This is a genomic window from Thiohalobacter thiocyanaticus (assembly GCF_002356355.1).
GTDB lineage: Bacteria > Pseudomonadota > Gammaproteobacteria > Thiohalobacterales > Thiohalobacteraceae > Thiohalobacter > Thiohalobacter thiocyanaticus_A.
The window spans coordinates 1,282,674-1,304,472 of the sequence record NZ_AP018052.1; the positions used below are offsets into that span (position 1 = coordinate 1,282,674).

The following is a 21,799-nucleotide window of genomic DNA, read 5'->3' on the forward strand; positions in this document are numbered from 1 at the left end:
GGCAGGTCAGTCCGTTGGCAATATGGCCCGGGCGGCCACCTACTAAGCTACCCCTTATCGGCAGGAATGTGAATTCTCTTGACCGCCGGCGGTGCGGCATTTCTGCGGCCAATGGATGCCCCTGCCGGCGGCGGCGTGCTAAGGTAGAGGCAGGACAAGCGAGAACAAGGGGAGTGATTCGGATGGAAGAAGTCATCGTCCGCGCGGAAAGCCCTGAAGACGTCAAGGCCATCGATGTCGTCAACCTCAGCGCCTTCGAGGGCGATGCCGAGGCACAGCTGGTCGACGCCGTGCGCAGGTCACCGGATTTCATCCGCGATCTGTCGCTGGTGGCCGAGATCAACGGCCGCATTGTCGGTCACCTGCTGCTGTCCAAGGCCGCGCTGGAAGGCGAGGGTGGGCGCAAGTCGGTGCTGGTGCTGGGCCCGATGTCGGTGGTCCCGTCGCAGTCTCATCGCGGCATCGGCGTGGCCCTGATGCAGGCCGCCGTCAACCGCGCCCGCGACATGCGCTATACCGCCATTGTCATCGCCGGCCGGCCCGACTATTACGAACGCTTCGGTTTCAAGCCCGGCAGCGAATTCAGCATCAGCACCAACCTGCCGGTCCCGGAGGATGCCGTTACCGCCATGGAACTGGTGTCGGGAGCGCTCGCCGGCGGCGGCCGGGTGGTCTATCCGGCGGTATTCGAAGCGATTTATTAATTCAGGAATGAATGGCACTTAAGTTAAGCCAAATAATGCTCGTCATTGCGAGGAACGAAGTGACGTGGCAATCTCCAACCGATTGATTCTGAAGTGCGAGATTGCCACGCTTCGCTCGCAATGACGAATAAATCAGAGGTCCTTAGATTTCCTTCCACAATGACTCGAAATCGGCCGGCGACATGGTCGTATGCTCCGGGTCGGGTTCGGTTGCGCGTTCGCTGTCTTCCAGGGCGGTGAACTGGAACTGGCAGAAGGAGCCGGTGTTCTCCAGCAGCTTGTTCAGCTTCACCCGCACCAGTCTGCCGTGGGAATTGAGTTCGACCTGATCCCCGGCCTGGTAGGGCAGGGTGGGGGTGATCAGGCTGGCGGGCTGGTTGATCTGCCGGATCTCGGGCAGCAGCAGGCTGCGCATGAAGTGCATCTCCCGGCCCGCGCGGATGACCCGGGTGGCCACGCTCACGGCCCCGGGCGAGAGCATCTGCACGCCCAGTTCGGCCCCCTTGCCCGGGGGGCATTTCATCCAGCGGATGATGCCCAGGGCCAGCTGAGCGGGATCGGTGTCATCGTCAACGGTCTCGTGGATTCCGATCAACTCACCGACCTGGGCATCGGTACTGTCGCGGCTGTCCCACAGCAGGCAATAGCCGCCGGCGCTGGCATTGACCAGGCGCCAGACATGGGTGCTGTATGCGGCTTCGGTGTCGGCCGCGGTGGGTTCGGGTGCGTCTGCTGTCGGCTCATCTGCATCCTCGGCCAGTTCGAACATGCGGACCGTGAATTCATCGGTCTGCCAGCGCTGGGTGGCACGCAGATCCCACACGTCGGGTGCTTCATCGCGCTGTCTGACGGGCTCGCTGGCGGTAAACCGGGCCCGTTCCTCCAGCCCGCCGGTGCCGGCATCGAAATTCTCGCCGCCGCTGATGAAGTGGTGTACCGCGCTCAGCCCGATGGCGACCCTGGCCTTCGACCCCTGCTCGCTGCGACTGTAACGGCGCTTTGGCATCACGCCCCAGGCGAGCATCAGCCGTCGGAGCGTCCCGGCCTGCAGACTGGTGCTGCGTGCGCCGTTCTGTTGCAGCGCGTCCAGTTCCGCCCGGGTGACCTCGGCCAGTTCCGCGGTATCCAGCAGCCGGCAGTTGCGGCGATGGTAGTTCTGGTGCCGGAGCACCAGATAGGTGGGCGGGTCGTCGCTGTCCAGGCTGGTGATGAAGATCTGATCCGGACTCCTGGGCTGGACGTAGTCCTCCAGGCTGACATGTTCGGCCCACTGGCGCAGGACCGCGTAGATGGCGCCGACCTCGCCCTGGCGCAGCCGGTAGGGCGAGGTGAGGGCAAGCAGCAGCAGCTGCTTGTAAGCGCCGCTGATGGTATCGGCGACCGCCTCGTCATCATCCAGCCGCACCGGGGCGTGAACCAGCGAGCGTTCCTCGGCCAGGGTGTAGAGCTGATGGACGGTACGCCAGAGCCCGGACGGACAGGGGGCATAGACCAGGTAGGCGCGCAGCAGAGACTCGCTCAACGCACTCAGGGCCCGGTGGATGGCGGTGGTGAGCAGCTTCTTGTCCTTGCGCAGGACGCTCCTGGCATCCTCGTCGGCGACACAGATGCGGTATCCGGTGGCCAGCTGGTTGAGCAGGGCCTCGCTCAGCTCGAGGATCTTGCGCCCCTTGTCCGCCAGCGGCAGCGGCTGCCCCACATAGTGTTTCTGCATGGCCAGCAGCACGTTGATGATGCTCGGGCGCAGCAACTCCAGTGCCCGGAACCGCTGCTGGGCGCCGATGTCGAGTTGGTTCATTTCGATCAGCGCGGAGAACAGCTGGCGGGTCGTCTCCCCGGTATTGAGGATCGGCAGCTGGTTGATCCAGTGCTCGAGTTGGGCAGGGCGGGTATCGAAACTGGTGGCTCCCGGCGGCGTACGCGTGGGCAGGTGCGGTTGCATGGCTCCCTTCTCTTCTCGGCTGGCCTGGTTATTGTTGTCGGCGGCACCCCCGGTTCCTGAAGCGGCGCGCCTATGCCAAGCATCTGTTTAGAAAAATAATATGTCATTTCCCAACGAAGGGGAAATGCCATCTGTGCCGGTGGCCGGCGGGGCCGTCACAGCGGGGTCTTGCCGGCCGCCCCGGGGACCTCGCGCACCAGCCGCGGCACCAGGTAACCTGAGGTCCGCGCCTGCAGCGCGGCGAGCAGTTCCCGCGCCCGGGCATCGCTGACGGCGAAGTGTGCCGCGCCCTGGACCGGGTCGAGCTGGTGCAGATAGTAGGGGAGCACCCCAGCGGCCAGCAGGGCCTTGCCGAGTTGTTCCAGTGCCTGCACCGAATCGTTCACCCCGGCCAGCAATACCGCCTGGTTGAGCAGTTGGGCGCCGGTCCCGCGCAGTGCCGCCAGGGCGGAGCGGGCGGCCGCGTCCAGTTCATTGGCATGGTTGACGTGCACCACCACCAGGGTCTGCAGGCGGGTGCCGCTGAGCCAGTCCAGCAGTGCCGGCGTCACCCGTTCGGGCAGCACGACCGGGGTGCGGGTATGCAGGCGCAGGCGCTGCAGCTGCGCTACGCCTTCCAGGTCGGCGACGCAGGCGGCCAGCCGCGCGTCGCTGAGGGTGAGGGGATCGCCGCCGCTGAGAATGATTTCCTCGACGTCCGGATGTGCCCGCAGGTAGTCCAGCACTGCCTGCCAGCGGGCGCCGCGCGGGCTGGCCTCGGCGTAGGGGAAATGGCGGCGGAAGCAGTAGCGGCAGTGGATGGCGCAGGCGCCGGTCAGGGTGAGCAGGGCCCGGCCCGGGTATTTCTGCAGCAGCCCCGGCACGGCCATGGCCTGCTGCTCGGCCAGCGGGTCGGTGGAGTAGCCGGGCCGGGGCTCGTCCTCATGCGGGTCGGGGAAGACCTGACGCAGCAGCGGGTCGTCCGGATCGCCGGGACGGATACGGGCCAGGAAGGCCTCGGGCACCCGGACCCGGAAGTCCCGGGCGGCCCCGGCGGCGGGGCGCGGCTCAAGCCCGAGCCGCCGGTCGAGTTCGGCGGGGCCGTCCACCGCCGCCGCCAGCGCCTGCTGCCAGTCGCGGGCGTGCTTTGGCTGGGGGGTTCGCGGTATGATACGCGCCGGTTTATTCATGATTTCCGGTCCGGATTGGAAGTGGAAGGTTCCTATGGCGAGTTACAGCACCAACGAGTTCAAGCGCGGCCTGAAGGTCATGCTGGACGGCGATCCCTGCACCATCATTGAAAACGAGTTCGTCAAGCCCGGCAAGGGGCAGGCGTTCAATCGTACCAGACTGCGCAACCTCAAGACCGGCCGGGTGTGGGAGAAGACCTTCAAGTCCGGCGAGAGCCTGGAGGCGGCGGACGTGCTGGACGTGGACATGCAGTACCTCTACAGCGACGGCGAATTCTGGTATTTCATGGACCCCAACAGCTTCGAGCAGGTCGGTGCCTCCGAATCCTCCGTCAGTGATGCGAAGAACTGGCTCAAGGAACAGGACGTGTGCGTGGTCACCCTGTGGAACGGCGAGCCGATCTCGGTGACTCCGCCCAACCACGTCACCCTCCAGGTCACCGAGACCGATCCCGGCGTGCGCGGCGATACCGCCACCGGCGCGACCAAGCCGGCCACCCTGGAGACCGGTGCGGTGGTGCAGGTGCCGCTGTTCGTGGACGTGGGCGATCTGCTCAAGGTCGATACCCGCAGCGGTGAATACATCTCCCGCGCCAAGGAATAGGGAAACTCTGATGAGATCCTGTCATTGCGAGCGCAGCGCGGCAATCTCGTGATTTGGCATCAGCCGGTTGGGGATTATTCGCTACGCTCACCCCTTCGGGGCCGTCCTGCGGGCGTTCTGCGCTCGCAGGCTCGCTTGTGCCGCGGCGCTGCGCGCCTCGCAATGACAGGTAGCTTTGCGCTGACAGGGTTTTCCGGGGTTTGACCCGGCAGCATCAATGAACGAGAGCCCCTGGCAGCCCGCCGCCGGCCTGGACCTGCTGCGCCTGCGGGCGAAGCTGCTCACCCGCATCCGCGACTTCTTCGCCGAACGCGACGTGCTGGAGGTCGAGACGCCGCTGCTGTCGCATGCCGGTCTGCCCACTCCCCAGTTAGAGAGCTTTGCCGTGCATCCGGTCTCGCGGCCGGAGGCGGTGCCGGCTTACCTGCACACCTCGCCGGAATTCCCCATGAAGCGGCTGCTGGCCGCCGGCTCGGGCTCGATCTACCAGATCTGCAGGGTGTTCCGGGCCGATGAGCGCGGCCGGCGCCATAACCCGGAATTCACCCTGCTGGAATGGTACCGGGTGGGTTTCGATGCCGCGGCGCTGATGGACGAGTTGGAGCTGCTGCTGCAGCGGCTGTTCGGGCAGTTGCCGCCGGTGCAGCGGCTGAGTTACCGCGAGGCCTTTCTGCAGTATGCCGGCATCGACGGACTGGATGATGCCATCGCGCCGCTGCAGCGGGTGCTCGCTGAGCACGCCGTGCCGGTGCCCGAGGCCATGCCGGCCGATGACCCCGACCCCTGGCGTGATCTGCTGCTCACCCAGGTGATCGAGCCGCGTCTGCCGCCGGCGGTGTTCCTGTACGACTACCCGGCCAGCCAGGCCGCACTGGCGCGCGTCCGCCCCGGCTCGCCGCCGGTGGCGGAGCGTTTCGAGCTGTATCTGGACGGGGTGGAGATCGCCAACGGCTTCCATGAACTGAGCGACGCCGTTGAGCAACGCCGCCGTTTCGAGGCCGGCAACGCCGCGCGCGTCAGCCAGGGCCTGGCGCCGGTGCCGCTGGATGAGCATCTGCTGGCTGCGCTGGATCAGGGCCTGCCCGACTGTGCCGGCGTGGCGGTCGGGCTGGACCGGCTGCTGATGCGGGCCGCGGGCGTGGATGAGATCGACGCGGTGCTGGCGTTTCCGTGGGGGCGGGCGTGAGGTGTGAGGGGGTCGAGGAGTGTTATGGAAGGGGACGGTACTGCCTGACCCGGCGTGGGGCTGTGGCTCCCGGACCCCGCTGCAGCCGGTTCTGCTTCTCCGTCATCCCCGCGCAGGCGGGGATCCAGTGACCGCGGCGGATTCTGGATTACCCGCTGCGCTCGCCCTACTACCCTGAAGGGCATAAAGGGCCGGCATACCGGCGTTCAACGCGCTCTGCGCTTTTGTCCCGCCTGCGCGGGAATGACGGGTGGAGGGGGGTGACAGCCAGGGTCCGGTATTCTCCTCACTCCTGACGCCTCACCCGCAAATTGAGTAGACTTGCCCGCATGCACGCCGCCCCCGACTCCGACGCCGCCGGCCTGGAACAGGTCGATGCCGGGACCTGGCGCTGTCACGGCCGCTGGACCGTGGACGGCGTCGATCGCCTGAGCCGGGAACTGGAGCGGCGGGCCGCTCCCGGCTCGGGCAGGCTGATGTTGCAGGGCGAGGCCATCCTGGCCATGGACACCGCCGGCGCCTGGCTGCTGCATTCGCTGCTCGAACGCTGGCGCAACCAGGGCTGCCGGGTCGTGACCGCCGGCTTTGCAGACCATCACCTCGACCTGCTGACCCGTCTGGAGGAACTGGCCGAGCCGCCGGTGCCCGCCCCGCCAAAACCCCTGCGCGGCCTGCACCGCATCGGCAAATCCAGTCTCGATGCCCTGCAGGAATTGTTCGAACTGCTGTCCTTCGCCGGCGAGACCTTCCTGGTCCTGCTGCAGGCGCTGGCCCGGCCCTGGCGCATCCGCTGGAAGGCGGTGCTGGCAGATATGGAAAACGCGGGCATGCGCGCGCTCGGGATCGTCGGCCTGCTGTCCTTTCTCATGGGTGTGGTCATCGCCTACCAGGGCGCGGTACAGCTGCGCCTCTACGGTGCCAACATCTATGTTGCCGACCTGGTGGGCCTGTCCATGCTGCGTGAACTGGCGCCGCTGCTGGCGGCCATCATCGTCGCCGGACGCACCGGTTCCGCCTATACCGCCCAGATCGGCACCATGCAGGTCACCGAGGAAGTGGCCGCATTGCGCACCATCGGCATCTCGCCGTTCGAGCTCCTGGTTCTGCCCAAGGTGATTTCCCTGTGCCTGGCGTTGCCGCTGCTGTCGGTGTTCGCCGACGTGATGGGGGTGCTGGGCGGCATGGTGATGGCCAAGCTGCAGCTGGGGCTGGGCTTCGTGCCCTTCCTCGACCGCCTCAATGAGGCCGTGACCCTGCGTTCCTTCCTGCTGGGTCTGGGCAAGGCGCCGGTGTTCGCCCTGATCGTGGTGCTGGTCGGCTGCTTCCAGGGCTTCAAGGTGGCCGGCAGCGCGGCCAGCGTGGGCCATCACACCACCCTGTCGGTGGTGCAGTCGATCTTCCTGGTGATCGTGGCCGATGCCTGGTTCTCCATCCTGTTCAGCTGGCTCAATATCTGATGTCCGGGTCTGACACCGTCATTGAACTGCGGCAGGTGGAGACGCGCTTCAACGACTTCGTCGTGCATGCAGGGCTGGATCTGGACGTGCGCCGGGGCGAGGTGCTGGCGCTGGTCGGCGGCAGCGGCAGCGGCAAGACCACCCTGCTGCAGGAAATGATCATGCTGCACCGGCCCAGTGCCGGGCGCATCCGCATGCTGGGCGTGGACGTGCTGCGCGCCAGGGAGCGCGAGCGCCAGGCCCTGCGGCGGCGCTTCGGGGTGCTGTTCCAGCACGGCGCCCTGTTCAGCAGCCTGACCCTGCTGCAGAATATCGGGGTGCCGCTGCGCGAGCACACGGATTTCGATCCGGCCTTCATCGACCAGCTGGCCTACCTCAAGCTGCGCCAGGTCGGGCTGCCTGCCGAGGCGGCGCACCGCTATCCTGCCGAACTCAGCGGCGGCATGATCAAGCGTGCCGGATTGGCCCGGGCGATGGCGCTGGATCCGGAACTGCTGTTTCTGGACGAGCCCACGTCGGGTCTGGATCCGAGCAGTGCCGACGGCTTTGACGTCCTGCTGCTGCAGTTGAAACAATGGCTGGGACTGACGGTGGTGATGATCACCCACGACCCCGACAGCCTGTGGCAGGTGGCCGACCGGGTGGCGGTACTGGGGGACAGGCGCATCGTGGCGGTGGGGCCGATGGCGGAACTGGCCGCGGTGGAGCATCCTGCGGTGCGCCAGTATTTCGAGGGCGCGCGCGCCGGCCGCGCCCGCGCAGACAGGGGTTAGGGCATTCCCGGATGGAGACGCGGGTACAGTATGTTCTGGTAGGGCTGTTCGTCATCGTGCTCAGCGCGGCGGGCGTCGGGCTGAGCCTGTGGCTGGCCTTCGGCGACATCACCACCGACTATCGCACCTATCAGATCCACATGACCGAATCCGTCTCCGGGCTGTACCGGGATGCGCCGGTGCGTTATCACGGAGTGGAGGTCGGTAAGGTGCGGGCGTTGAAACTGGATCCCACCGACCCCGAACGGGTGATCGTGACCGTCGACATCGAAAGCGAGATCCCGATCCGTATCGATACCCTCGCCACGCTCAAGGTGCAGGGCCTGACCGGCATCGCCTCGGTGGAACTGGCCGGGGGCAAGGTCTCCTCGCCGCTGCTCACCGCCGCGCCGGGTCAGGAGTATCCGGTGATCGATACCGGCCCCTCGCTGTTCTCGCGCCTGGACAACACGCTCTCGGAACTGGCCGACAACCTGAACCGGGTGGCGAGGGATCTGCATGCACTGCTGGATGCCGACAACCGGGAGGCCTTCGCCGTGACCCTGGAGAATATGGCGCTGCTGAGCGAGTCCCTGGCCGCGCAGCGCGAGACCCTGGCCCGGGGCAGCCGGGACGCGGCGCGCTTCTTCGAGGCCGCGGCCGAGGCCGGCGAGGCGCTGCCGCCGCTGCTCGAGCGGCTGCAGGCCGGCAGCCGTTCGCTGGAAGGCATGGCGGAGGATTTCACCGCCACCAGCCAGGCGCTGCGCCGTCAGGTCGAGGCCGGCGGCCAGGGCCTGGGCCAGGTCACCGATCAGCTGCTGCCGCAGTTTCAGCAGCTGATGCAGGAACTGCACGGCCTGTCGGGCGACATGCGGCGGCTGGTCGGGGACCTGGAGCAGGACCCGAGCCGGCTGCTCTACGGCGAACCCGCACGGCCACTCGGACCGGGGGAGGAGGGACAATGAACGCGCTGGCCAGGACAGGCGTATGGACTGCACTGCTCACGGCCCTGTGGCTGGCCGGCTGCTCCGTACTGCCCGAACCCCGCACACCGGTTGCCTACGATCATTACACCCTGGAGGCGGCCCCGGCCGACGCCCTCCCGGCACAGGCGCGTGCGCCGCTGACCCTGCTGCTGCCGCCGCCGCGCATGCGCGCCGGGCTGGACAGCGCCCGCATGACCTATCGCCGGCAGCCCGGACAGCTGGATTTCTATGCCCGCAGCCGCTGGGCCGATCCGCCGTCGCAGCTGCTGCATGCCCTGCTGCTGGAGCGTTTCACCCGGGAAGGCCCCTATGCGCACGTGGTGGACGGTACCACGCCGGCCGCCGCCGATCAGCGACTGGACATCGAGGTACTGGAATTCGTCCAGGACTTCACCGTCACGCCCAGCCGCTACCGGGTGCGGCTGCGCCTGACCCTGGTGGATCTGGGCGAACGCCGGGTGCGGCTGCAGGAACTGATGGAGGCCGAGGTCCCGGCGCCGGATGACTCGCCGCAGGGCGGTGCGGCGGCGGCCGGCACAGCGGTCAATGCGCTGTTCGAACGTATCCGCGCGCGTTTGAACGAGGTAGTGCCGGACGATGCTTGAGCGCATTCGTATCGTTCTGGTCAATACCTCGCACCCGGGCAATATCGGCGCGGCGGCGCGGGCCATGAAGACCATGGGGCTGAGCGATCTGTGGCTGGTCGCGCCTGCGGCCTTCCCCGATCCCGAGGCCAGCGCGCTCGCCTCGGGCGCCGAGGATGTATTGTCCGGGGCGCAGGTGGTGGCGACGCTCGACCAGGCGGTGGCCGATGCCGTCTGGGTGGTCGGCACCAGCGCGCGTCTGCGTGCCATCCGCTGGCCGCTGCTGGAGCCGCGCGCCTGCGCCGCCCGGGCCCTGGCCGAGGCCGGGCAGGGAACGGTGGCGCTGGTGTTCGGCCGCGAGCGCAGTGGCTTGACCAACGAGGAACTGGATCTGTGTCATGCCCTGGTGAACATCCCCGCCAATCCCGACTACGCCTCGCTCAACCTGGCCCAGGCGGTACAGGTCCTGAGCTATGAACTGCGTACGCAGTGGTTGGGCAGTGCGGTGCAGGCGCAGCAGACCCCGGAGCATCCGCCGGCCACGGCGCGGGAGATGGAAGGCCTGTTCGCGCACCTGGAGCAGACTCTGTATGAACTCGAGTTCATCAGTCCCGAGCAGCCGGGACAGATGATGCGCCGGCTGCGGCGGCTGTTCACACGTGCCCGGCCGGACAGAAACGAGGTCAACATCCTCCGCGGTATCCTCAGCGCGGCTCAGGCCAAAGCGCTCGACAAGACCGGTACCGGTTCCTGAGGCCCTGCGCTGTCACCCCGCCGTTCCGGCAGGTACAATGCCGGTTATATCGACACGGACCGGATCTGAATCATGTCCCTTGAACAGCTGCGCGAGGACATCCGCTGCGTATTCGACCGCGACCCGGCCGCGCGCAATGTCTTCGAGATCCTGACCACCTATCCGGGCGTGCATGCCGTGCTCATGCACCGCCTGAATCATGCCCTGTGGAAACGGGGCCTGAAGTGGTTCGCGCGCTGGCTCTCGGGTCTGACCCGCTGGTTCACCGGGATCGAGATCCACCCGGCCGCGGTCATCGGTCGCCGCTTCTTCATCGACCACGGCATGGGCGTGGTGATCGGCGAAACCGCCGAGATCGGCGACGACTGCACCCTCTATCACGGCGTGACCCTGGGCGGCACCAGCTGGGACAAGGGCAAGCGTCATCCCAGCCTGGGCAACAATGTCGTCATCGGCGCCGGGGCCAAGGTGCTGGGCCCGATCCGCATCGGCAACGGCGTACGCATCGGTTCCAACTCGGTGGTACTCAAGGACATCCACGACCTGGCCACGGTGGTCGGCGTGCCGGGACGGGTGGTGGAGCAGCGGGTCGCGCCCAGCGAGAGCCAGGCCGCCATTGCCAGGAAGATGGGCTTCGATGCCTACGGCCTGACCAAGGACATGCCGGACCCCGTCGCTTCGGCCATCAACGCCATGCTCGATCACGTCCACGTCATGGATCAGCGTCTGGAGGAGGTCTGCAAGGGCCTGAAAAGCCTGGGTATGGAGGTGGCGGATCTGCAGTTGCCGGAACTGGGTTCCTGCGAGATCAAGACCGCTTCCCCGGTACGGGAACTCGAGCCGAGCGAACCCCAGGACGATTCCCCGGAGGAAGGCCCCGGATCGGGGAAGAATACTTGATAAAAACAGTAGGATATGGGATAGTTATAAGATTACCCTTACCCAGAGACCAGAGGGACCGATGCCATGAAACTGACGACCAAGGGCCGCTATGCCGTCACCGCCATGCTGGACCTGGCGCTGCATGCCGGCCAGGGCCCGGTCAAGCTGGCCGAGATCTCCGAGCGCCAGGGTATTTCGCTGTCCTACCTGGAGCAGCTGTTCACCCGCCTGCGCAAGCAGAATCTGGTGGTCAGCACCCGCGGACCCGGCGGCGGCTATTCGCTCAGCCGCGATTCCGACGACATCCCCGTCTCGGCCGTCATCCTGGCGGTGGACGAGAATGTCGATACCACCCGCTGCGGCGGCCTGGCCAACTGCCACAATGATCAGCGCTGTCTGACCCATGAATTGTGGATGGAGTTGAGCAGCCAGATCCGCACCTTCCTTGACCGGATTACCCTGGGCGAGTTGATGCGCAATGGTGGTGTGCTCGAGGTTGCCGAACGCCAGGAACTCGAGGCTCAGCAGCGCCATAACGGCGACATTCCTGTCCATTTCGACCCGATCCGCGCCTGAGCCGACGCGTGGCGCGGTGCGGGCTTGTCTGCGCCACGGAATCCCTGTATACCCCAACCACCTAGCCGGGAAAAGGTACCATGGACATGGGGCTGAAGTGGACGGATTCGCTGGCGATTGCGGCCGCGCTGAACCAGGCGCATCCGGAGGCGGATCCCAAGTATGTGAACTTCGTTGAACTGCGCCAGTGGATACTGGAGCTGTCCGAGTTCGATGACGACCCGGGGCAGGGCGGGGAGAAGGCGCTGGAGGCGATCCAGCTGGCCTGGATCGAGGAGTCGGTCTGATTGCCCGTGACACGGGGATTTGGGTAAACTGTATCCCTTTCCGGTCAAACCCGCGTCACCACGCGGGTTTATGTTATATTATCCAGCGAAAATCAATCCGTTACTTGGAGAATTCGGTTAATGGCGGTGGAACGCACCCTCTCGATCATCAAGCCCGATGCCGTGGCCGGGAATCTGATCGGCAAGATCTACAGCCGGTTCGAGGACCAGGGCCTGCGGATTGTGGCGGCAAAGATGATGCACCTGTCCCGCGAGCAGGCCGGGGCCTTCTACGCGGTCCACAGGGAGCGGCCCTTTTATAATGAACTGGTCGACTTCATGACGTCCGGCCCGGTCATGGTGCAGGTGCTGGAAGGCGAGGATGCCATCAACCGCAACCGCGTGATCATGGGCGCGACCAACCCCGGGGAGGCCGCGCCCGGCACCATCCGTGCCGATTTCGCCGAGACCGTGGACGAGAATGCCGTGCACGGCTCCGACGGTCCGGAGACGGCGAAGACCGAAATCGAGTTTTTCTTCAAATCCGACGAGCTGTGCCCGCGCACACGCTGAAGGAGTGAAATCCGGCCCCGGCGTCTGCTGATGCCGCGGCCGGGCAACGGCATGTCCGACCCGCGCACAACCAATCTGCTGGACCTGGACCGCAGGGGCCTGGAGGGCTTCTTCGCCGCCATGGGCGAGAAGTCCTTCCGCGCCCAGCAGGTGATGAAGTGGATCTACCAGCTCGATGTCGACGACTTCGCCGGCATGTCCAACCTGAGCAAGGCCCTGCGCGAGCGCCTGCACAATGCGGCCCGCATGGAACTGCCGCGGGTGGTCATGGACCGGCTGTCCGCCGACGGCTCGCGCAAGCTGCTGCTGCAGCTGGCTGACGGCAACTGCATCGAGACCGTGTTCATCCCCGAAAAGGAGCGCGGCACCCTGTGCGTCTCCTCGCAGGTGGGCTGCATGCTCAACTGCAGTTTCTGCTCCACCGCCCAGCAGGGGTTCAACCGTAACCTCACCACTGCCGAGATCATCGGCCAGGTGCTGCTGGCCAGCCGCGCCCTGGGCGGCGACGTGCAGTACAAGCGCGCCATCACCAACGTCGTGATGATGGGCATGGGCGAGCCGCTGCTCAATTACGACGCCGTGGTGCGGGCCATGAACATCATGCGTGACGACCTGGCCTTCGGTCTGTCCAAACGCCGTATCACCCTCAGTACCTCCGGTATCGTGCCCGAACTGGATCGGCTCAGGGCCGAGTGCGACGTCAGTCTGGCCGTGTCGCTGCATGCGACCAATGACGAACTGCGCAACGAACTGGTGCCGATCAACCGGAAATACCCCATCGCCGAACTGATGGAGGCCTGTCGGCGCTACGTGGCCGACGAGCCCCGCCGGCGGGTGACCTTCGAGTACGTCATGCTGGCCGGCGTGAACGACTCCGATGCGCACGCCCGTGAGCTGCTGCGGCTGCTGCGTCGGGTGCCGTCCAAGGTCAACCTGATCCCGTTCAATCCGTTCCCGAATACCGCGTATGTGAGCAGCGATCCGCAGCGCATCCTGGAATTCCAGAACATCCTCATCAACGGCGGCATCGTCACCGTCACCCGCAAGACCCGCGGCGATGACATCGCCGCCGCCTGCGGCCAGCTGGCCGGGGAGTTCCGCGACCGCACCCGCCGTCGCGAGCGGCAACTCGAGGTGGCGGTGCAGGAGGTCCGTGGATGAGGCACGGGCTGTTCACGCTGCTGTTGGTCACCCTGCTGGCAGGCGGCTGTGCCGGAACCGGCGTCAGGGACAACGAGGACCGGAGTGCTGCCCAGTACAACGTGGAGCTCGGGCTGCAGTACATGCAGGAGGGCATGAACCAGGTCGCGATGGAGAAATTCCAGAAGGCGCTGCGCCAGGACCCGGAGCTTGCAACGGCGCACAATGCCATTGCCGTGCTCTACGAGTCGCTGGGCCAGATCGACCAGGCCGATCATCACTTCCAGCGTGCTGTGCGGCTTGACCGGAATGACTCGCGCGCCCACAACAATTACGGCGCCTTCCTGTGCCGCCAGGATCGCTGGGAGGATGCCGAGCCGCATTTCGTGGCGGCGGCTTCCGATCCGCTCTACGAGGCACCGGAGCTGGTCTATGCCAACGCCGGTATCTGCGCCCACCAGGCGGGTGATCTGCAGAAGGCTGAACTCTACCTGCGCAAGGCGCTGGAAGCCGAACCCGAATATCCCATTGCGCTGCGCCGCATGGCCCAGCTCAGTCTGGAACAGGGGCAGTACCTGAAGGTGCGGGCCTATCTGCAGCGCTATCAGGCCGTGGCCCGCCACACGCCACAGACCCTGTTGCTGGGGGTCCGGGCCGAGGAACAGCTCGGCGACAGAAACGCCGAAGCCAGCTACCGTCTGCTGCTCAGGAACAATTTCCCGGACTCCCCCCAGGCCAGGGAACTGTTCGGCGAGCCCTGACAACGATATGACCGATACGCCGGAACACACAGACCCGGAGCCGGGCGCTCCGACCGCCGCTGCCACAGGGGCGGGGTCGCGCCTGCGCGAGGCGCGTGAACGCAAGGGCATCAGCCCGGCCGAGGTGGCCGCCCAGCTGCACCTGCACGAACACATCATTGTGGCGCTGGAACAGGACGATCACGAGCGTCTCCCCGCGCCCATCTATGTTCGCGGCTACGTCCGCGCCTACGCCCGCCTGCTGGGGCTGGACGAGGAGGAACTGCTGGCCCTGTACCAGCCGGCCGAATCCCCCGAGTTGCGTACGGTCGGCATGCCGCCGCCGGCGCAGCGGGCGCTGGTGAAGCCCCGTCTGCCCTGGCGCACCCTCGGCCTGCTGCTGGTGCTGGCCGTGCTCGGCGGCCTGGCCCTGGTCACACTGCCCGGCCTGTGGGAACGCTTCAGCGGCGACGACACGGATACAGTCCTGGGGACCGATGCCCCGTCACTGCCCGGCGCGCTGCCGGACGCCTCCGAAACGCAGGCGGAGGCGGGCGTTGACGGCGATGCGGCGATTCGTCTGCCGACGCTGACCACCCCGCTGCCGGAACCCGCCCCGCAACCCGTACCGGAATCCGCCCCGGAATCCGCCCCGGAATCCTCCCCCGAGCCGGCGGCGGCGCCGTCCATGCCGGAATTGCCGCTGCCCGAGGTATCACCGCCCGAAGCAGAGGCGGTCGCGCCCGCAGAGCCGACGCCTCCGGCGCCCCCGGCCGAACCCGCGTCGATGCTGCGCCGGGTGCGGCTGCAGCTGAACCAGGAGAGCTGGATCTCGATCCGGGATGGCGCCGGGGAGGCGCTGCTGGTGGGGCTGTACCCGGCCGGCAGTGAACATCGGGTCAGCGGCCGGCCGCCGCTGCAGGTGGTACTGGGCAATGCCGCCGGGGTGGAGCTCAGTGTCGACGGCCGGCCCTACGACCTGACCGGCTACGACCCGGGCAGTGTGGCCCGGTTTACCCTCGACTGAACAGTGGCGCCCTGCGCACCCCATTTGACCCGATAGACAATGGCAAAGAGCTCGAACATTCAGGCCGTGCGGGGGATGAATGACATCCTCCCTGAGCAGACCTCCACCTGGCAGCACGTGGAGGCGGTGGCGCGCGCCACCCTCCAGGACTACGGCTATCAGGAAATCCGCATGCCCATCCTGGAGAAGACCGAGCTGTTCAAACGCTCCATCGGCGAGGTGACCGATATCGTCGAGAAGGAGATGTATACCTTCGAGGACCGCAACGGCGACAGCCTCACCCTGCGCCCCGAGGGGACGGCCGGCTGCGTGCGTGCCTGCATGGAACAGGGGCTGCTGTACAACCAGGTGCAGCGGCTGTGGTACACCGGACCCATGTTCCGCCATGAGCGGCCGCAGAAGGGGCGCTACCGTCAGTTCCACCAGATCGGGGTGGAGGCCTTCGGCATGGAAGGTCCGGATGTCGACGCCGAACAGATCTTCATGAGCGCGCGCCTGTGGCGGGCGTTGGGGCTGAGTGAGGTGCGGCTGGAGGTCAATTCACTCGGCAGCCAGGAGGCGCGCGCCGCCTACAAGGCCATACTGGTCGAGTACCTCGAGGCCCATCAGGATCAACTCGACGAGGACAGCCGCCGGCGCCTGCACAGCAATCCGCTGCGCATTCTCGACAGTAAGAACCCGGACATGCAGGCCCTCATCGAGGCCGCCCCGAAACTGGCGGATCATCTGGATACCGAATCGCGCGATCATTTCCAGGCCCTGTGCGGCTATCTCGATGCCGCCGGCCTGGCGTACCGTGTCAATCCGCGCCTGGTACGCGGTCTGGATTACTACAGCCGTACCGTGTTCGAGTGGGTGACCGATCGCCTCGGCGCTCAGGGAACGGTGTGCGCCGGCGGGCGCTACGACGGCCTGGTCGGCTGGCTCGGCGGCAAGCCGACGCCGGCGGTGGGCTTTGCCCTGGGACTGGAACGCCTGATCGCCCTGCTCGAGACGCTGGAGGCGGTGCCGCCGCCGCCTGCGCCCCATGCCTACCTGGTGGTGGCCGGCGAGGCGGCGCTGGCACAGGGCGCGGTGCTGGCCGAGCGTCTGCGTGATGCGGTGCCGGGACTGCGGCTGCAGATGAACTGCGGCGGCGGCAGTTTCAAGAGCCAGTTCAAGAAGGCGGACAAGTGCCAGGCCGGCTACGCCCTGATCCTGGGCGAGGAGGAGGCCGCACGCGGCGAGATCGGGCTCAAACCCCTGCGCGAAACCGGCGAACAGCGGGTGCTGCCGGAGGCGGAACTCATCGACCATCTAACCGAAATCGTAAACCAGTGAGGGCTGCAGCATGGCCGAAGGCTACAAGACCGATGACGAACAGGCGGAAGCGATCAAGAAATGGCTGCGCGAGAATGGCAGTGCCCTGCTGACCGGAATCATGCTCGGTCTGGCTGCGCTGTTCGGCGGCAAGGCGTGGATGCAGTACCAGGAGCAGCAGTCGATGGCGGCTTCCAACCTCTACGCCCAGTTGAGCAACGCCGTCTCCCGGGGGGAGGCGGCCGCGGCGGCCTCGACCCATGAGACCCTGCTCAACGAATACGCGGGCAGCAGCTATGCCGTGCTGGCCGCGCTGCAGATCGCACGCCTGCAGCTGGATGAAGACAAGCCCGAGGCGGCCCGGGCGCAGCTGCAATGGGCCTACGAGCGTGCCGACGACGGGCCGCTGAAACATACAGCGCGTGTCCGCCTGGCGCGGCTGTACATCGCCCAGGGCGAGTTGGGCCGTGTCCGGGCCCTGCTCGATGAGGTGGCCGACCGCGGCAGCTATGCCGTGATCTATCATGAATTGGAGGGCGATCTGGCCATGGCGCATGAAGACTATGCCGCGGCCCGCACGGCCTATCAGGCGGCGCTGGCGGCCTATCCGGACGATCTCCCGGGACGTTCTCTGCTCGAGGCCAAGCGTGACGATGCCGCCCGCGTCGGCGGGGAAGGGGCGGCCTGATGCGTGTTCTGCTGCCCCTGCTGCTGTTGACGCTGGCGCTGCCCGGCTGCGCCTGGCTGCGCGGCGATGACAATACCGAGCCGCCCACCGAGTTGCATGATTTCGAGGCCGAGGTCGAGCTCGAGCGCCTGTGGTCGCGTGATATCGGCGCCGGCACCGATGACAGATTTCTGCGCCTGCAGCCGGCGGTTGACGGTGGGCGCATCTTCGCTGTGGATCACCAGGGCCGGGTGATGGCCCTCGAGGCCGCCAGCGGCAAGCCGGTGTGGGAACGTGATACCGGGCTGGCGGTCAGCGGCGGGGTCGGCACCGGTGACGGCCTGATCCTGGTCGGCAGCATCGAAGGCGAAGTCCTGGCGCTGGACTGGCGTGACGGCGCCGAGGTGTGGCGCGCCCGTGTCTCCGGTGAGGTGCTGGCGCCCCCGCAGGCCGATCGCGGCGTGGCCGTGGTGCAGTCGGTCGACGGCGATGTTACCGGGCTGGACTCAGCCACCGGCGAACGGCGCTGGGTATTCGACCGCACCGTGCCCGCGCTGAGTCTGCGCGGCACCGCCACCCCGACCCTGGTCGAAGGCTTCGCCCTCATCGGCCAGGACAGCGGCAAGCTGGCCGCGGTGGAGCTCGAACGCGGTCTGCCGATATGGGAGGCCGCCATCAGTCGGCCCGCGGGCCGTTCCGAACTGGAGCGTATGGTCGACATCGACTCGCCGCCGCGCATTCAGGGCAACGCGGTCTACACCGTGACCTATCAGGGGCATGTGGCCGCTGTCGAGGGCAGCAGCGGCAACAAGCTGTGGGACCGGGAGATGTCCTCTGCCGTTGGTCTGGATGTGGATTTCCGCCACGTCTATGTCACCGATCAGGACAGCCGGGTCTGGGCCCTGGACCGGCGCAACGGCTCGGCCATCTGGCAGAACGAGCGTCTGCTGCATCGCCAGCTGACCGCACCCGCGGCGCTGGACGATCATGTCCTGGTGGCCGACCTGGAAGGCTATCTGCACGCCCTGTCGCGCTTTGATGGCGCCATCGTCGGCCGCACCCGCGTGACCGGCGATCCGATCCTGTCCATCCCGGTGGTGGACGGGGATACGGCCTATGTGTATGCCAGTGACGGCACCCTGGCGGCGTATAGGATAAGCACGCGCTAGCCCGTAGGATGGGTGGAGCGCAGCGCAACCCATCGCGGCGCGGCAAATGATGGGTTACGGCGTTCCCGCCTTCACCCATCCTACTCACTGTGTGTTCCTCGGCCCTGGCACCTGGAACCTGGAATCTGTCAATGTTACCCATCATCGCCCTGGTCGGACGCCCGAATGTCGGCAAATCGACCCTGTTCAACCGGCTCACCCGCAGCCGGGATGCCCTGGTGGCCGACCTGCCGGGGCTGACGCGCGACCGCAAGTACGGCGAGGGCAGGATCGGTGATCGGCCCTATCGGGTGATCGACACCGGCGGCCTGAGCGGCGCGGAGGCCGGCATCGATGCCCTGATGGCGCAGCAGTCCTGGCAGGCGGTGGAGGAGGCCGACGCCGTCATCTTTCTGGTCGAGGCCCGCAGCGGTGTGACCCCCATCGATCAGCAGATCGCCGAACGCCTGCGCCGCACGCACAAGCCGGTCTATCTCGCCGTGAACAAGGTCGACGGCGCCGACCCGGATACCGCCGTGGCCGAATTCTATGCCCTGGGTCTGGGACAGGCCTTTCCGCTGTCGGCCGTGCACGGCCACGGCGTGCACGACCTGATCGAACCGGTACTCGAGGCCCTGCCCGAAGCGGCGGAGGCCACAGCGGACAAGGCCGCCGACGACAGCATCCGCATCGCCCTGGTGGGGCGCCCCAATGTCGGTAAATCCACCCTGCTCAACCGCATCCTGGGCGAGGAGCGGGTGGTCGCCTTCGACCAGCCCGGCACCACCCGAGACAGCATCCTGGTGCCGTTCGAGCGCGACGGCCAGGCCTATACCCTGATCGACACCGCCGGCGTGCGCCGGCGCAGCCGCATCGATGCCGCGGTCGAGAAGTTCAGCGTCATCAAGGCGCTCCAGGCCATGGAGGCCGCGCATGTGGTGATCCTGGTGCTGGATGCCCATGACGGCATCACCGATCAGGACGCCACCCTGGCCGGGCTGGCCGCCGATTCCGGCCGGGCGCTGGTCATCGCGGTCAACAAATGGGACGGTCTGGAGACGGATGCACGCGATCGCATCAAGGCCGAGGTGGATCGTCGTCTGCCCTTTGTCAGCTTCGCCGAGTTCTTCTATATTTCCGCGCTGCACGGCACCAATGTGGGCCATCTGTTCGAGGCCGTGCAGCGTTGCTACGCATCGGCCACCGCGAAGTTCTCCACCCCGGAACTGACCCGGATGCTGGAAGCGGCCGTATATGCGCACCAGCCGCCACTGGTGCGCGGCCGACGCATCAAGTTGCGCTATGCCCACCAGGGCGGACACAATCCGCCGTTGATCGTGATCCACGGCAATCAGACCCAGGCCATCCCGGATGCCTACAAGCGTTATCTGGTAAACTACTTTCGCACCCAGCTGCAACTGGTGGGCACGCCCATCCGGCTCGAGTTCCGCACCGGCGAGAACCCTTACAAGGACAAGCGCAACAAGCTCACGCCGCGCCAGCAGCACAAGCGCAAGCGGCTGATGAAGAAGGTCAAGTCGAGCGCGGCGCGGAAGAAGCGCAAGCCGTAGTTGGACGTGACGACCCCCTCCATCGCTTCATTTCATATCCAGGCAGCATGATGTTCGAGTACTGGAACCGCAACGCCCTCATCGCATCGCTCCGGGGCTACCGCCTCGCCGACCTGCGCGCCGATCTCATGGCCGGCGTGACCGTCGGCATTGTCGCCGTGCCGCTGGCCATGGCGCTGGCCATCGCCAGCGGCGTGCCGCCCCAGTACGGGCTCTACACCGCCATCGTCGCCGGACTGATCATCGCACTCAGCGGCGGCTCGCGCTACAGCATTTCCGGCCCCACCGCCGCCTTCGTCGTCATCCTGCTGCCCATCACCCACGAATACGGACTGGGTGGACTGCTGCTGACCACCGTCATGGCCGGCATGATCCTGATCATTATGGGTGTGGCGAGGATGGGGCGGCTGATCCAGTACATCCCCTATCCGGTCACCATCGGTTTCACCGCCGGCATCGCTGTGGTCATTGCCGGTCTACAGATCAAGGACTTTCTCGGCCTGACCACCGGCGAACTGCCGCAGCATTTCCTGGAGAAGCTGGTGGTGCTGGTGCAGGCCCTGCCTACCGCCCGCTGGCCGGACCTGGTCATCGGGCTGATCACCCTGTCGGTGCTGCTGCTGTGGACCCGGCTCCGGACCCGCATCCCCGGTCATCTGGTCGCGCTGCTGCTCGGGGCGCTCGCCGCCTGGGCGCTGGGGCGGCTGTTGCCCGACTTTTCGGTCGCGACCATCAACTCCCAGTTCGGCTACCTGCTCGACGGCGTGACCCGCCAGGGCATCCCGCAGGCGCCACCGTTGCCGCTGCTGCCCTGGACGCTGCCGGATGCCGACGGCAACCCGATCGGGATCTCCTGGCAGCTGATCCGCGACCTGCTGCCCGCGGCCTTCACCGTGGCCATGCTCGGCGCCATCGAATCTCTGCTCTGCGCCGTGGTGGCCGACGGCCTGACCGGCGCCCGCCACCAGCCGGACACCGAACTCATCGGCCAGGGCCTGGGCAACCTGGTCGGACCCTTCTTCGGCGCCATCCCGGCCACCGCCGCCATCGCCCGCACCGCCACCAACATCCGCGCCGGTGCGCGCAGCCCGGTGGCCGCCATCGTGCATGCCCTGGTGATCCTGACCGTGGTGGTCAGCCTGGCCGGCGTACTGGGTCAGCTGCCCATGGCCGCGCTGGCCGCGTTGTTGCTGGTGGTGGCCTGGAACATGAGCGAGGTGCGGCACTTCGCGCACATCCTCAAGGTGGCGCCGCGCTGCGACGTGGTGGTACTGCTGGCCTGCTTCGGCCTCACCGTGGCCTTCGACATGGTCATTGCCGTGGCCGCCGGTCTGGTGCTGGCCGCGATCCTGTTCATCCGCCGCATCTCGGCGCTGACCGGCACCGAATTGATGGATATGAAGGCGCACCAGCACCTGGCCGGATTGCCGCCGCATGTCGCCGTCTACGACATCAACGGCGCGCTCTTCTTCGGTGCCGCCGAGAAGGCGACCAGCGCCCTGCGCCACATCAGCAGCGACGTGCGCATCGTGATCCTGGATATGAGCGACGTGCCCATGATCGACATGACCGGCATCGTGGCGCTGGAATCCCTGCTGGGCAACCTGCACCAGCGCGGCATCGGCGTCATCATCGCCAATCTCAAGCCGCGCATGCAGGACAAGCTCATGCGCGCCGGCATCCGGGAACAGGCCGGGCGACTCGAATTCGCCGGCGGCCTGACCGAGGCGCGTGAACGGGCAATATCGCTACCGGCTTGATGTTCTTTAAAA

The 21,799-nt window shown here is 66.7% G+C and carries 22 protein-coding genes; 20 read left to right on the top strand and 2 right to left on the bottom strand.

The genetic code is table 11. The annotated features are described in order from the left end of the window. Positions 1–182: 182 nt before the first annotated feature. On the top strand, positions 183–704 hold the full coding sequence (locus CFK21_RS05980) for a GNAT family N-acetyltransferase (protein WP_096365703.1): 522 nt from the start codon (positions 183–185) through the stop codon (positions 702–704). A 142-nt stretch (positions 705–846) separates the two neighbouring features. Here the strand turns inward: CFK21_RS05980 and CFK21_RS05985 are convergent, their stop codons facing one another. Then, positions 847–2,646: a hypothetical protein gene (locus CFK21_RS05985; RefSeq protein ID WP_096365705.1), complete on the bottom strand. Its 1,800-nt coding sequence runs from the start codon at positions 2,644–2,646 to the stop codon at positions 847–849. Between the two features lie 155 nt (positions 2,647–2,801). Continuing rightward, complete coding sequence (gene epmB, locus CFK21_RS05990; RefSeq protein ID WP_096365707.1) at positions 2,802–3,815, bottom strand: EF-P beta-lysylation protein EpmB; 1,014 nt, start codon at positions 3,813–3,815, stop codon at positions 2,802–2,804. A 34-nt stretch (positions 3,816–3,849) separates the two neighbouring features. On the opposite strand from epmB, the gene efp reads away from it, so the two are divergent. The 19 genes from efp to dauA all read left to right on the top strand — a co-directional run bounded on the left by efp (position 3,850) and on the right by dauA (position 21,787). After that, the gene (gene efp, locus CFK21_RS05995; RefSeq protein ID WP_096365709.1) at positions 3,850–4,419 is read left to right on the top strand and encodes an elongation factor P; all 570 of its coding nucleotides are present in this window, start codon (positions 3,850–3,852) and stop codon (positions 4,417–4,419) included. Positions 4,420–4,636: 217 nt separating this feature from the next. Beyond that, positions 4,637–5,605, top strand: a complete 969-nt coding sequence (epmA, locus tag CFK21_RS06000; protein ID WP_096365711.1) for an EF-P lysine aminoacylase EpmA — start codon at positions 4,637–4,639, stop codon at positions 5,603–5,605. 329 nt (positions 5,606–5,934) lie between these two features. Then, positions 5,935–7,062: an ABC transporter permease gene (locus CFK21_RS06005; RefSeq protein ID WP_096365713.1), complete on the top strand. Its 1,128-nt coding sequence runs from the start codon at positions 5,935–5,937 to the stop codon at positions 7,060–7,062. After that, complete coding sequence (locus CFK21_RS06010; protein ID WP_096365715.1) at positions 7,062–7,835, top strand: ABC transporter ATP-binding protein; 774 nt, start codon at positions 7,062–7,064, stop codon at positions 7,833–7,835. Before CFK21_RS06005 ends, CFK21_RS06010 begins: the two co-directional genes overlap by 1 nt. An 11-nt stretch (positions 7,836–7,846) precedes the next feature. Further along, positions 7,847–8,779 carry an MlaD family protein gene (locus CFK21_RS06015; protein ID WP_096365717.1) on the top strand — a complete coding sequence of 311 codons (933 nt, stop codon included), beginning with the start codon at positions 7,847–7,849 and terminating at the stop codon, positions 8,777–8,779. Beyond that, on the top strand, positions 8,776–9,405 hold the full coding sequence (locus CFK21_RS06020; protein ID WP_096365719.1) for an ABC-type transport auxiliary lipoprotein family protein: 630 nt from the start codon (positions 8,776–8,778) through the stop codon (positions 9,403–9,405). Before CFK21_RS06015 ends, CFK21_RS06020 begins: the two co-directional genes overlap by 4 nt. Further along, on the top strand, positions 9,398–10,138 hold the full coding sequence (trmJ, locus tag CFK21_RS06025; RefSeq protein ID WP_096365721.1) for a tRNA (cytosine(32)/uridine(32)-2'-O)-methyltransferase TrmJ: 741 nt from the start codon (positions 9,398–9,400) through the stop codon (positions 10,136–10,138). The genes CFK21_RS06020 and trmJ overlap by 8 nt, the downstream gene beginning before the upstream one ends. A gap of 72 nt (positions 10,139–10,210) precedes the next feature. Next, on the top strand, positions 10,211–11,038 hold the full coding sequence (gene cysE / locus CFK21_RS06030) for a serine O-acetyltransferase (protein WP_096365723.1): 828 nt from the start codon (positions 10,211–10,213) through the stop codon (positions 11,036–11,038). A 66-nt stretch (positions 11,039–11,104) separates the two neighbouring features. Next, positions 11,105–11,596, top strand: a complete 492-nt coding sequence (locus CFK21_RS06035; RefSeq protein WP_096365725.1) for a Fe-S cluster assembly transcription factor — start codon at positions 11,105–11,107, stop codon at positions 11,594–11,596. An 86-nt stretch (positions 11,597–11,682) separates the two neighbouring features. Further along, positions 11,683–11,883 (top strand): Fe-S cluster assembly protein IscX, encoded by a 201-nt coding sequence (iscX, locus tag CFK21_RS06040; protein ID WP_096367517.1) that lies wholly within the window; start codon positions 11,683–11,685, stop codon positions 11,881–11,883. A 120-nt stretch (positions 11,884–12,003) separates the two neighbouring features. Next, complete coding sequence (gene ndk, locus CFK21_RS06045) at positions 12,004–12,435, top strand: nucleoside-diphosphate kinase (protein WP_096365727.1); 432 nt, start codon at positions 12,004–12,006, stop codon at positions 12,433–12,435. A 51-nt stretch (positions 12,436–12,486) separates the two neighbouring features. Continuing rightward, positions 12,487–13,596 carry a 23S rRNA (adenine(2503)-C(2))-methyltransferase RlmN gene (gene rlmN, locus CFK21_RS06050; RefSeq protein ID WP_096367518.1) on the top strand — a complete coding sequence of 370 codons (1,110 nt, stop codon included), beginning with the start codon at positions 12,487–12,489 and terminating at the stop codon, positions 13,594–13,596. Continuing rightward, positions 13,593–14,336 (top strand): type IV pilus biogenesis/stability protein PilW, encoded by a 744-nt coding sequence (gene pilW, locus CFK21_RS06055; RefSeq protein ID WP_096365729.1) that lies wholly within the window; start codon positions 13,593–13,595, stop codon positions 14,334–14,336. The genes rlmN and pilW overlap by 4 nt, the downstream gene beginning before the upstream one ends. Before the next feature lie 7 nt (positions 14,337–14,343). After that, positions 14,344–15,342: a helix-turn-helix domain-containing protein gene (locus CFK21_RS06060; protein WP_096365731.1), complete on the top strand. Its 999-nt coding sequence runs from the start codon at positions 14,344–14,346 to the stop codon at positions 15,340–15,342. A gap of 39 nt (positions 15,343–15,381) precedes the next feature. Continuing rightward, positions 15,382–16,662, top strand: a complete 1,281-nt coding sequence (hisS, locus tag CFK21_RS06065) for a histidine--tRNA ligase (protein ID WP_096365733.1) — start codon at positions 15,382–15,384, stop codon at positions 16,660–16,662. 10 nt (positions 16,663–16,672) lie between these two features. Then, positions 16,673–17,329 (top strand): YfgM family protein, encoded by a 657-nt coding sequence (locus tag CFK21_RS06070; protein WP_096365735.1) that lies wholly within the window; start codon positions 16,673–16,675, stop codon positions 17,327–17,329. Then, a complete protein-coding gene (gene bamB, locus CFK21_RS06075; protein WP_096365738.1) occupies positions 17,329–18,477 on the top strand; it encodes an outer membrane protein assembly factor BamB in 1,149 nt (382 codons plus the stop codon). The genes CFK21_RS06070 and bamB overlap by 1 nt, the downstream gene beginning before the upstream one ends. 131 nt (positions 18,478–18,608) lie before the next feature. Further along, entirely contained in the window at positions 18,609–20,027 is a 1,419-nt protein-coding gene (gene der, locus CFK21_RS06080) for a ribosome biogenesis GTPase Der (RefSeq protein WP_096365740.1), read from the top strand. 47 nt (positions 20,028–20,074) lie between these two features. Beyond that, complete coding sequence (gene dauA, locus CFK21_RS06085) at positions 20,075–21,787, top strand: C4-dicarboxylic acid transporter DauA (RefSeq protein WP_096365742.1); 1,713 nt, start codon at positions 20,075–20,077, stop codon at positions 21,785–21,787. Positions 21,788–21,799 lie beyond the last annotated feature (12 nt).